The organism is Ewingella sp. AOP8-B2-18, assembly GCF_052376015.1.
Classification (GTDB): Bacteria; Pseudomonadota; Gammaproteobacteria; order Enterobacterales; family Enterobacteriaceae; genus Ewingella; species Ewingella allii.
The window spans coordinates 108,107-119,826 of record NZ_JBQSVB010000012.1 but is presented as its reverse complement, the minus strand read 5'-3'; the positions used below and the strand labels follow the sequence as shown (position 1 = coordinate 119,826).

At 53.5% G+C, this 11,720-nt stretch carries 11 protein-coding genes and 1 tRNA gene; 10 read left to right on the top strand and 2 right to left on the bottom strand.

What is annotated here, in order from left to right; translation table 11 throughout:
* Nucleotides 1-47: 47 nt before the first annotated feature.
* Both ACT3RR_RS19705 and ACT3RR_RS19700 read left to right on the top strand, forming a co-directional pair.
* Nucleotides 48-123, top strand: a tRNA-Trp gene (locus ACT3RR_RS19705).
* A gap of 201 nt (nucleotides 124-324) precedes the next feature.
* Nucleotides 325-489 (top strand): hypothetical protein, encoded by a 165-nt coding sequence (locus ACT3RR_RS19700; RefSeq protein ID WP_496200957.1) that lies wholly within the window; start codon nucleotides 325-327, stop codon nucleotides 487-489.
* A gap of 18 nt (nucleotides 490-507) precedes the next feature.
* Here ACT3RR_RS19700 and hdfR read toward each other — a convergent pair whose 3' ends face one another.
* The gene (hdfR, locus tag ACT3RR_RS19695; RefSeq protein WP_353504353.1) at nucleotides 508-1,335 is read right to left on the bottom strand and encodes an HTH-type transcriptional regulator HdfR; all 828 of its coding nucleotides are present in this window, start codon (nucleotides 1,333-1,335) and stop codon (nucleotides 508-510) included.
* Between the two features lie 118 nt (nucleotides 1,336-1,453).
* Between hdfR and ACT3RR_RS19690 the strand changes: the two genes are divergently transcribed.
* Entirely contained in the window at nucleotides 1,454-1,792 is a 339-nt protein-coding gene (locus tag ACT3RR_RS19690) for a MaoP family protein (protein ID WP_034794706.1), read from the top strand.
* A 25-nt stretch (nucleotides 1,793-1,817) separates the two neighbouring features.
* Here ACT3RR_RS19690 and ACT3RR_RS19685 read toward each other — a convergent pair whose 3' ends face one another.
* Nucleotides 1,818-3,359: a YifB family Mg chelatase-like AAA ATPase gene (locus ACT3RR_RS19685; protein ID WP_485903865.1), complete on the bottom strand. Its 1,542-nt coding sequence runs from the start codon at nucleotides 3,357-3,359 to the stop codon at nucleotides 1,818-1,820.
* A 363-nt stretch (nucleotides 3,360-3,722) separates the two neighbouring features.
* Here ACT3RR_RS19685 and ACT3RR_RS19680 point away from each other — a divergent pair, with 363 nt between their 5' ends.
* The 7 genes from ACT3RR_RS19680 (at nucleotide 3,723) to ilvA (ending at nucleotide 11,703) form a co-directional block, all read left to right on the top strand.
* Nucleotides 3,723-4,961, top strand: coding sequence for an MFS transporter (locus ACT3RR_RS19680; RefSeq protein WP_353504355.1), 1,239 nt, complete (start codon nucleotides 3,723-3,725; stop codon nucleotides 4,959-4,961).
* A gap of 131 nt (nucleotides 4,962-5,092) precedes the next feature.
* Complete coding sequence (gene ilvL, locus ACT3RR_RS19675) at nucleotides 5,093-5,194, top strand: ilv operon leader peptide (protein WP_015699153.1); 102 nt, start codon at nucleotides 5,093-5,095, stop codon at nucleotides 5,192-5,194.
* A gap of 137 nt (nucleotides 5,195-5,331) precedes the next feature.
* Entirely contained in the window at nucleotides 5,332-6,978 is a 1,647-nt protein-coding gene (ilvG, locus tag ACT3RR_RS19670; protein WP_485903868.1) for an acetolactate synthase 2 catalytic subunit, read from the top strand.
* On the top strand, nucleotides 6,975-7,238 hold the full coding sequence (gene ilvM / locus ACT3RR_RS19665) for an acetolactate synthase 2 small subunit (RefSeq protein WP_034794713.1): 264 nt from the start codon (nucleotides 6,975-6,977) through the stop codon (nucleotides 7,236-7,238). Before ilvG ends, ilvM begins: the two co-directional genes overlap by 4 nt.
* A gap of 16 nt (nucleotides 7,239-7,254) precedes the next feature.
* On the top strand, nucleotides 7,255-8,184 hold the full coding sequence (locus tag ACT3RR_RS19660; RefSeq protein WP_034794715.1) for a branched-chain amino acid transaminase: 930 nt from the start codon (nucleotides 7,255-7,257) through the stop codon (nucleotides 8,182-8,184).
* Nucleotides 8,185-8,302: 118 nt separating this feature from the next.
* The gene (ilvD, locus tag ACT3RR_RS19655) at nucleotides 8,303-10,153 is read left to right on the top strand and encodes a dihydroxy-acid dehydratase (RefSeq protein ID WP_353504357.1); all 1,851 of its coding nucleotides are present in this window, start codon (nucleotides 8,303-8,305) and stop codon (nucleotides 10,151-10,153) included.
* 5 nt (nucleotides 10,154-10,158) lie between these two features.
* Entirely contained in the window at nucleotides 10,159-11,703 is a 1,545-nt protein-coding gene (ilvA, locus tag ACT3RR_RS19650) for a threonine ammonia-lyase, biosynthetic (protein ID WP_353504358.1), read from the top strand.
* Nucleotides 11,704-11,720: the final 17 nt, after the last annotated feature.

Sequence of the window (11,720 nt, the reverse complement as noted above, 5' to 3'; positions counted from 1 at the left end):
TAAATTATGCCTGCTAATCTTAGCAGGCATAATGTTAAGCAGAATCTAGGGGCGTAGCTCAGTTGGTAGAGCACCGGTCTCCAAAACCGGGTGTCGCGAGTTCGAGTCTCTCCGCCCCTGCCATATAAAGGCCCTTTGCGAAAGCGAAGGGCTTTTTTTTTATGCTTTAAACAAACCTGCTAAACCTGCCAATATCTCCTCGCACTCATTTCTTATTTTGCTCACAGAATAGCCACAACCCGAATGTGAGACAGGCTTTTTCATCATTTATCTTTTAGTTTATGACGTAGTTTCAACCAATCTTTGGATGGAAAACCCTCAAATATGGTGATTGTCTGGATCCCCAGAGTGGGATATTCGATCAATTTTGAAGGGATGAAAGAGTGGCGAAGTGAAGGAATTAAAGGCGCTTTAATGCTTTCAATTGCGCCAATGATGCCGAATAAAGTTATTGAAATTGATGCACTGAACGTTTACGGGAGAGCTTAAAGGTACTGCGCTAAATCATCACAGGTGGGTCATTAAAGGCGTTTTGAGCAATTGACGAATCAACACCTGCTGATCGCTGCTTTGTAGCCACACGGCATACAGAGGCCGAATAACAGGAGGGATCTCATGGTAAGGCGACAATTGTGGGTACTCTTTTGCCCAATGTGTCGGCAGATAAGCACAGCCTCCGGTAGTCTCTAACAACTGGCGCGTCAGGTGTGCTGACGTGGTGGTTAGGACAGGTTCCTGCTCATTGGTCTGCATTTTGCTTTCTTGTTGCGTGAAATCTGCACCCCATTCCAAACGCACGTACGGCGCATGTTCGGTCTTGTCATGCTTGGCTGAAGCGAAAAGACGTAACGAGAAATTACCTAGCAGCTGGCTGGAAAGCTCATCCATCTTGGGTGGTTCTGTGGTGATGAGGAGATCTAGCTGTCTTTCATGCAGTTGCTTAACCAGCGAGTGTCGAAGTGCCACGCGCGCTTCGAGGCGCAATGCTTCACGTTGGGTATAAAGAGATTGCAACCAAGGCGTTAGATAGGCTTCCCAGAGCGAAGCCGTAGCCCCGATAGACAATTCTGTGTGCTGTAGAGAGCGTACAACCTCTTTTTTAGCCATTTGCCAGGTGGACATGAGGTTTTCAGCATACGGAAGTAAACGCTCGCCAGCGGGCGTTAAGCGAATGTTATTGCGATGGCGTGTGAATAAATTTGCCCCAAGCTGGGTCTCCAGTTGGCGGATGCGAAAACTGACTGCTGATTGCGTCAAATAGAGTGATTCAGCGGCTCTACCAAAGTGGCGCGTTCTACTCACCTCCAAAAAGGTTTTCAGTAATTCCGTATCCAAAACTATCTCCAATATTTTTTGTCGTTAAGATTTAAATGTTTTGTTTTACACATTGTCAAGCCTATCTAATACTCCGCGCCATAACAGCACGACCATGAGAGAATTAGGAGCGTGTCAGATGGCGGAAAGCTTCATCACGACAAATCGTTTTTTTGACAATAAACACTACCCTCGCGGGTTCTCCCGGCATGGCGATTTCACCATTAAAGAAGCGCAAATGCTAGAACGTTACGGCTTTGCTTTCAATGAGCTGGACTTGGGAAAACGCGAACCTGCAACCGAGGAAGAAAAGCTCTTTCTTGAGGTCTGCCGCGGCAGCCGTGATCCGGCAACCGAAGCGGAAAAAGTGTGGAATAAATACATTACTCGCACACGTCGCCCGAAGAAATTCCACACGTTGTCTGGCGGTAAGCCGCAAGCTGACGCCGTGGAAGATTACACGGAAAGCGATGATTAATGAAACGGGGCTTTGCCCCGTTTTTTTATGCCAGGCTTTTGTGTAACTTCAGCAGCAATCTATCCATACATCTGTAGCTTAGCGCTTCAGAGATATGGGCTTTCTCAATCATAGCCTGATTATTGAGATCGGCTATTGTTCTCGCCACTTTAAGAATGCGATGCCATGCCCGAACCGATAATCCTAGCTTGTGCAGCACCCCTTCCAGAAATTCAGCATCTTCCTTTTTAAGCTCACAAAATTTTTCTACTTCACTGCTACTCATGTGCGCATTGATTTTCCCTGCTCGGGCCAACTGGCGCTCACGGGCATCGATCACTCGCTCACGCACCTGTGCGCTGCTCTCTTTGGCGCGAGAGCCTAACCTTTGGCTTTGCAAACTCAAAACGCCCGGTGGCAGTAGCGGCACTTCAATCGATAAATCAAAACGGTCGAGAAAGGGGCCTGAAAGTCTGCTGAGATAACGAAGTACCTGTTGGGGGGGAGTACGGTTATGTACCCCTTGGTAATGGCCTGTAGGGCTAGGATTCATGGCGGCAATGAGCTGCGCTCTGGCGGGATAACGCACCTTAGCGCGGGCGCGGGAGATGGTGATCTCGCCTGACTCCATGGGCTGTCGCAGCGCATCGAGCACTTTGCGTTCGAACTCCGGCAGTTCATCAAGAAACAAAACACCATTGTGTGCCAACGAAATCTCGCCAGGGCGGGGCAAAGAGCCTCCGCCGACCAAAGCACTCATGGAGGTACTATGGTGGGGAGCGCGGAAAGGGCGGCTGCGTGAGAAATTCCCATTCTCTTCTGGGTTGTAGACCAGACTGGCTATTGCCGCTGTCTCCAAGGTTTCTTGATTGCTTAAGGGGGGAAGCAGTGCCGGCAGGCGGCTTGCCAGCATGGTTTTCCCAGTACCCGGCGGGCCAATCAGCAACAGGTTATGGCCACCGGCGGCGGCCACTTCTAAGGCTCGCTTGGATTGCTCCTGCCCAATGATGTCAGCAAGGTCGGGCTGATTCGCATAGATATCAGGGGCTTCGACGCGTTCGATGTCGCACAAATCCGCTTCCCCCTGTAAGAACGCGCAGACCTGCAGAAGATGATCGGCGACTTTGGCGATGCCCGTCTCCAGCAGAGACATCTCTTGGCGATTATCTTGGGGGAGGATTAACCGTCGGCCCTCTTTTTGAGCTTCCAAGGCAGCAGGAATAGCGCCATTTACGCCGCGTAACGCCCCTGAAAGGCCTAACTCCCCCACGAACTCATACTCATTCAACTTATCCCCTGAAAGCTGCTCAGAAGCGACGAGAATGGCTAGCGCGATGGATAAGTCATACCGGCCACCCTCCTTAGGCAAATCGGCGGGAGCCAGATTGACGGTGATGCGCTTGGCAGGAAAGGTAAACCCGCAGTTGATAATGGCGCTGCGAACTCGATCCCGCGCTTCTTTCACCGTCGTTTCTGGCAGCCCAACGAGCGTCAGGGCGGGTAGACCATTGCTGATATGAACCTCAACCGAAACGCCCGGAGCCTGCACGCCAAGCGAGGCTCGGGTGTGAACAACTGCTAATGCCATCAGCATCTCCCTGCGTCAAAGCCATGTGAAGGACGCAGTATGTCGCAATCGACTGGCGAAGAATTAGGCGATGACTGACTCTCCAGCACAGCTCGAAAACATAATTTTCAGGGGTGAACTTGCAGGGGGAGAGTGCGAGGAGGATCGCAAATTGAGCAATAGCTGTTAACACTTTGCGCTATCTGGAAACAAATTAGCAAACTAATAATCTTGCTGGTTTTTGAATCAGAGTGTTTAATTTAATTGGATATTAACAATAAATAAACATTTCGTTTTCTTGTTTAACATTGCTTCAGCCTCATTGATTTGTTCCGGATACAGCAATGAGCGCCCCCTACACTTTTCCGGGATAGGAAACACACCATGTTCGGTTGGACCTCCAGACAGCGTAATGTCGCTATTGCCAGTTTTTTAAGTTGGACGCTCGACGCGTTCGATTTCTTCATTCTCGTCTTCTTACTCAGCGACATTGCTACGGCTTTTAGCGTGGATATCAAAGAGGTGACTCTTGCCATCTTGCTGACCCTCGCAGTGAGGCCGATAGGGGCATTGCTGTTCGGACGCGCGGCAGAGAAGTATGGTCGTAAGCCGATATTGATGATCAATATTGCCTTCTTCTCAGTCTTTGAACTCTGCACAGCGGCGGCGCCTTCGCTAACCGTTTTCTTAGTATTAAGAGTGATTTATGGCGTGGCGATGGGCGGTGTTTGGGGCGTGGCCTCTTCGCTGGCAATGGAAACCATCCCGGATCGCTCTCGCGGATTTATGTCGGGCGTCTTCCAGGCGGGCTATCCCTTTGGTTATCTGCTGGCCGCGGTAGTTTACGGGTTGTTCTCGAACGTGGTCGGCTGGAGAGGCATGTTCGTGATCGGCGCGGTGCCGATTTTCCTGCTGCCCTTCATCTGGTTTAAAGTTCAGGAATCGCCGGTATGGCTTGCCGCCAGAGAGCGCAAAGAGAGCACGGCTTTGCTGCCAGTGCTTAAATCTCACTGGAAGTTGTGCGTTTATCTGGTGGTGCTGATGGCCGCTTTCAACTTCTTCAGCCACGGAACTCAGGATCTCTATCCGTCCTTCCTGAAAATTCAGCACGGATTTGATGCCCACACGGTCAGCCTGATTGCGATTGGCTACACCATCGCTTCTATCATCGGCGGCATTTTCTTTGGTTCACTTTCCGAAAAAATTGGCCGAAAAAAAGCCATTATTATCGCGGCCTTACTGTCACTTCCGGTAATCCCGTTATGGGCATTCTCCAGTGGCGTATGGACCATCGGTTTGGGCGCATTCTTGATGCAGTTGATGGTGCAGGGCGCGTGGGGCGTGGTGCCGAGTTACCTTACCGAACTGGTGCCAGCTAACACCCGCGCGGTCTTGCCCGGCTTTGTTTACCAACTGGGTAATCTGCTGGCGTCAGTCAACGCCACCTTGCAGGCCTACATTGCGGAAAGCAACGACCATAATTATGGTTTAGCGATGGCCGTTGTGGCCGGAACCGTGGCCATCGTCATTGCCGTGTTGGTTTCCTTCGGACGTGATACGCGCGGAAAAGTGCTCTCTGGTGAAATAAAATCATCTGGGGCGAAAGTTCATACGAATGCCTGATTTGATTAACTATTTTTGAGTTAATGGTAAGCAGGCTAAAGGTAATAACCTAAGAAAAGTGTTGTCATATCACAACTGACTGTGATAACTCTGTAGGCAATCGTTCGTAAGAAGAATTTAAGAAACCAAAAATGAAAGCCCTTCTCCTAGTAGTTAGCCTAGTCGTGATTAGCGTGGTGGTGATTATTATCCCACCGTGCGGGGCTGCACTTGGACGAAGAAAGGCTTATTAAACAAGCCTGAACCTGAAAAGAACCCCGCACCGAAAGGTCCGGGGTTTTTTTTTGGTCAGAGCAAAATTGAGGCGAGAATAGAAAATGAGCAACAGCATAAAATTCTGCGCAGAACCCAAAAAGGCAGGAGAATAACGATGACCGGAGCACAGTGGGTAGTACAAGCATTGCGCGCACAGGGGGTCGATATGGTTTTCGGCTACCCAGGCGGAGCAATTATGCCGGTATACGATGCATTGTATGACGGTGGCGTCGAACACCTACTGTGCCGACACGAGCAGGGCGCCGCCATGGCCGCCATTGGCTACGCGCGTTCAACCGGGAAAGTCGGCGTGTGTATCGCCACTTCCGGGCCTGGCGCAACGAATTTAATCACCGGTCTGGCTGACGCGTTGATGGATTCCGTTCCTCTGGTGGCGATCACCGGCCAGGTTAGCTCGGCGTTTATCGGTACTGATGCTTTTCAGGAAATCGATGTTTTAGGCTTGTCTCTCGCCTGCACCAAACACAGCTTTTTAGTTGAGTCGCTGGACGCTCTGCCGGAAATCATGGCTGACGCGTTTGCTATCGCAACCAGTGGCCGTCCAGGGCCTGTACTGATTGATATTCCTAAAGATATCCAGCTGGCGATGGGCGAATTGCCGCCGCACTTGATACCGGTTGAAGAGCAGTTTGCGCATCCAATCGCCGAACTGCAACAGGCCTACGATATGATTGCCGCCGCGCAAAAACCGATGATGTACGTTGGCGGCGGCGTGGGCATCGCTCAGGCGGTTCCGGCGCTGCGTGATTTCATCGCCACCACCGGCATTCCTGCGGTTGCCACCCTTAAAGGCCTGGGCGCGCCAGATGCTAACGACCCGTGCTATCTGGGCATGTTAGGTATGCATGGCACCAAAGCCGCCAATCTTGCCGTACAAGAATGCGACTTGCTGATCGCCGTCGGCGCCCGTTTCGACGACCGCGTTACCGGCAAATTAAACACCTTCGCGCCACACGCCGCCGTTATCCATATGGATATCGACCCTGCCGAGATGAACAAATTGCGTCAGGCCCACGTGGCATTGCAGGGCGATTTGAAAACCTTGCTGCCCGCCTTGAAGCAGCCGCTGTCTATCCACAGCTGGCGCGATCGCGTGATGACGCTAAAAGTGCAGGGCGAGCCTCGCTACGACCATCCGGGCGATGCCATCTTTGCGCCGCTGTTGCTCAAGCAGATCTCCGAGCGCAAATCGGCGGAAACCGTCGTCACCACCGACGTCGGTCAGCATCAAATGTGGACGGCGCAGCACATGCAGTTCAGCCGCCCGGAAAACTTCATCACTTCCAGTGGCTTGGGCACCATGGGCTTCGGTATCCCCGCGGCGGTTGGCGCGCAGGTTGCTCGCCCGAACGACATGGTTATCTGCGTTTCTGGCGACGGCTCATTCATGATGAACGTTCAGGAGCTGGGCACCATCAAGCGAAAACAGTTGCCGTTAAAGATCCTGCTGTTGGATAACCAGCGTTTAGGCATGGTTCGACAGTGGCAGGAGCTGTTCTTTGATGGACGTTATAGCGAAACCAACCTCTCTGATAACCCCGATTTTGTCACGCTGGCCAGCGCGTTTGATATCCCAGGCCAACGTATCAGCCGTAAAGATCAAGTCGACGCCGCCCTGGACGCTTTCTTCAACAGTGAAGGTCCTTATTTGCTTCAGGTTTCCATCGACGAAAGCCAGAACGTCTGGCCACTGGTGCCGCCAGGCGCAGGCAACGAAAATATGTTGGAGAAAATGTCATGATGCAGCATAACGTCTCAATTCAAGCTCGCTTCCGCCCTGAAATGTTAGAACGGGTTTTACGCGTTGTTCGCCACCGTGGTTTTCAGGTGTGCGCGATGAATATGACCCCTATGATAAATGCGGAAAACATAAATATTGAATTGACCGTTGCCAGCCAGCGGTCTGTAGATTTACTGTCTTCACAGTTACGCAAATTGATGGATGTCGCCTGCGTCGAGATCCAACAGCACACATCACAACAAATACGCGCCAACGCGTAAGTTAAGGAAAGAGAGAATGACGAAGAAAGCTGATTTCATTTGGTTCAATGGCGAGATGGTTCCTTGGGCGGAAGCGAAAGTACACGTAATGTCACACGCACTGCATTACGGCACCTCCGTCTTTGAGGGCGTTCGTTGCTACGACTCCCACAAAGGCCCAGTGGTGTTCCGTCACCGTGAACACATGCAGCGCCTGCGTGACTCAGCCAAGATCTACCGTATGCCAGTCAGCCAAAGCGTTGATGAGCTGATGGAAGCCTGTCGCGAAACCCTGCGTACCAACAAACTGGTGAGCGCATACATCCGTCCGCTGGTGTTCATCGGCGACGTCGGCATGGGTGTAAACCCGCCAGATGGTTACAAAACTGATGTGATCATCGCTGCGTTCCCTTGGGGCGCCTATCTGGGTGAAGAAGCCCTGGAGCAAGGTATCGATGCGATGGTTTCTTCATGGAACCGCGTAGCAGCTAACACCATCCCAACTGCCGCGAAAGCGGGCGGTAACTATCTTTCTTCCCTGCTGGTGGGTAGCGAAGCTCGCCGCCACGGCTATCAGGAAGGCATCGCGCTGGATGTTCACGGTTATGTTTCCGAAGGCGCGGGCGAAAACCTGTTTGAAGTTAAAGACGGCATTATCTTCACGCCGCCATTCACCTCTTCTGCACTGCCGGGCATCACCCGTGACGCCATCATCAAGCTGGCGAAAGACATGGGTCTGGAAGTGCGTGAGCAAGTGCTGTCTCGCGAATCTCTGTATCTGGCTGATGAAGTCTTCATGTCAGGCACCGCGGCTGAAATCACCCCAGTTCGCAGCGTTGACGGTATCCAGGTGGGTATCGGCAAACGTGGTCCAGTGACTAAAAAAATCCAGGATGCATTCTTCGGCCTGTTCACCGGCAAAACCGAAGACAAATGGGGCTGGTTGGATCCAATCAACCCACAATAATTTTACCCGCAATTGCGTTGCCACACTGATGCAACTCGAAGGATTTAGGGTAAATAAGAAATACGGCAGGTGGCGAACACGTCACCTGCACATTGACTTGATTTGGAGTGAATAGAGCATGCCTAAGTACCGTTCCGCTACCACCACTCACGGCCGTAACATGGCTGGCGCCCGCGCTTTATGGCGTGCCACCGGCATGACCGATGACGATTTCGGTAAGCCAATTATTGCCGTTGTAAACTCCTTTACCCAGTTCGTACCGGGCCACGTGCACCTGCGCGACTTGGGTAAACTGGTTGCCGAACAAATCGAAGCCTCCGGCGGTGTTGCTAAAGAGTTCAACACTATCGCCGTTGATGACGGTATTGCCATGGGTCATGGCGGCATGCTGTATTCACTGCCTTCGCGCGAGTTGATTGCCGACTCGGTGGAATACATGGTTAACGCGCACTGCGCCGATGCCATGGTGTGTATTTCCAACTGCGACAAAATCACCCCGGGAATGCTAATGGCGTCTCTGCGCCTTAACATTCCGGTTATCTTTGTTTCCGGCGGCCCGATGGAAGCCGGTAAAACCAAGCTTTCCGACAAAATCATCAAGCTCGATCTGGTTGACGCCATGATTCAGGGTGCGAACCCGAACGTCAGCGATGCCGACAGTGAGCAAATCGAACGTTCAGCCTGTCCGACCTGCGGCTCTTGTTCCGGCATGTTCACCGCCAACTCCATGAACTGTCTGACCGAAGCTCTGGGCCTGTCCCAGCCGGGTAACGGTTCACTGTTGGCGACCCACGCTGATCGTAAAGAGCTGTTCCTGACCGCCGGTCAACGCATTGTTGAACTGACCAAACGTTATTACGAAAAAGACGATGAGACAGCCTTGCCGCGCAGCATTGCCAGCAAAGCCGCCTTCGAAAACGCCATGACGCTGGATATCGCGATGGGTGGCTCGACTAACACCGTTCTGCACCTGTTGGCTGCGGCGCAGGAAGGCGAGATAGAGTTCGACATGACCGACATCGATCGCCTGTCCCGCAAAGTCCCGCATCTTTGCAAAGTGGCACCAAGCACCCAGAAATACCATATGGAAGACGTTCACCGCGCGGGCGGCGTGTTGGCTATTCTTGGCGAACTGGACCGCGCAGGCCTGCTGCATCGCGATGTGAAAAACATCCTCGGCCTGACGCTGCCGGAGACCTTGGATAAGTACGACATCATGCTGACCAAAGACGAAGCGGTGAAAAAAATGTTCCGCGCAGGACCGGCGGGCATTCGCACCACGCAAGCGTTCTCGCAGGATTGCCGCTGGGACACGCTGGATGATGACCGCGCGGAAGGCTGTATCCGTTCTCTGGAACACGCGTTCAGCAAAGACGGCGGACTGGCCGTGCTGTACGGCAACCTGGCCGAGGCGGGCAGTATCGTTAAGACGGCGGGCGTGGATAAATCCAACCTGACCTTCCGTGGTCCGGCAAAAGTGTATGAAAGCCAGGACACGGCGGTTGAAGCGATTCTCGGCGGCAAAGTGGTGTCTGGCGACGTGGTGGTGATTCGCTACGAAGGGCCGAAAGGCGGGCCGGGCATGCAAGAGATGCTTTACCCAACCACTTATCTGAAATCGATGGGTCTGGGTAAAGAGTGTGCGCTGATCACCGACGGTCGCTTCTCCGGGGGTACTTCAGGTCTGTCCATCGGCCACGTTTCTCCGGAAGCGGGCAGCGGCGGTCTGATTGCGCTGGTTAAAGATGGCGACATGATTGATATCGACATTCCAAACCGCAGCATGGTGCTGGATGTTCCAGCCGCCGAACTGGCTGCGCGCCATGAAGCTGAATTGGCCCGTGGCGATCAGGCGTGGACTCCACACGGCCGTGAGCGCGTGGTCTCCTTCGCGCTGCGCGCTTATGCCAGCCTGGCAACCAGCGCCGACAAAGGCGCAGTGCGTGACAAGAGTAAGCTGGGAGGCTAACGGTCATGGCGGTATCACAACCCCTATCCGACCAGCCGGGAGGCGCGGAGTATCTCCGCGCCGTACTGCGCGCGCCGGTTTACGAAGTGGCGCAGGTCACACCACTGCAGGTGATGGAGAAAATCTCCTCCCGCCTGAACAACACCATTCTGGTTAAACGCGAAGATCGTCAGGCTGTGCACAGTTTCAAGCTGCGCGGTGCCTATTCGATGATAGCGAGCTTGACTGAAGAGCAGGCTGCTCGCGGCGTGATCACGGCCTCGGCCGGCAACCACGCGCAGGGCGTTGCGCTTTCGGCCAGCAAAAAAGGCATTAAATCCCTTATCGTCATGCCAGTGGCGACCGCCGATATCAAAGTGGATGCCGTGCGCAATTTTGGCGGCGAAGTGCTGCTGCACGGCGCTAATTTTGACGAAGCGAAGGCCAAAGCTGTCGAGCTTTCTCAGCAGCAGGGCATGACCTTCGTCCCGCCATTCGACCATCCGGCGGTTATCGCCGGGCAGGGCACCTTGGCGATGGAGCTGCTTCAGCAAGATGCTCATCTGGACCGGGTATTTGTCCCTGTTGGCGGTGGCGGTCTGGCGGCGGGCGTGGCGGTGCTGATTAAACAGCTGATGCCGCAAATTCAGGTGATTGGTGTCGAAGCTGAAGATTCCGCCTGCCTGCGCGCCGCGCTGGATGCTGGCGAGCCGGTGGACTTGGCGCGCGTCGGGCTGTTTGCTGAAGGCGTGGCCGTTAAGCGCATCGGCAACGAAACCTTCCGCCTGTGTCGCGAGTATTTAGACGACGTGATCACCGTCGACAGCGACGCGATTTGCGCCGCGGTCAAAGATTTGTTCGAAGACGTCCGCGCCATCGCCGAGCCTTCTGGCGCACTGGCCTTGGCCGGGCTGAAGAAATACGTCCAACAACATAATATTCAGGGGGAACGGCTGGCGCATGTCCTTTCTGGCGCCAACGTGAACTTCCATGGTTTGCGTTATGTTTCAGAGCGTTGTGAGCTTGGCGAGCAGCGAGAAGCCTTGCTGGCCGTGACCATCCCTGAGCAAAAAGGCAGCTTCTTGAAGTTCTGCCAGCTGCTCGGCGGGCGCTCGGTCACCGAGTTCAACTATCGCTACGCCGACGACAAGGATGCTTGCATCTTTGTGGGGGTGCGCCTAACGCGTGGCAATGTCGAACGCAAAGAGATCATCGACGAGCTGCACCACGGCGGGTATCAGGTCGTTGATCTCTCCGACGATGAAATGGCGAAACTGCACGTCCGCTATATGGTTGGCGGCCGCCCGAGCAAGCCTCTGCGCGAAAGGCTTTACAGCTTCGAGTTCCCGGAATCGCCGGGCGCGTTGCTGAAATTCCTGCAAACCTTAGGCACGCACTGGAATATTTCGCTGTTCCACTATCGCAGCCACGGCACAGATTTTGGTCGCGTTTTGGCCGCTTTTGAACTGACCGAGCAAGAGCCGGAGTTTGAAAAAAATCTTTCCGCGTTGGGCTATGACTGCCACAACGAAAGTGAAAACCCGGCCTTCCGTTTCTTCTTGGCGGGCTAGAAAATCAAAGGGCCTTT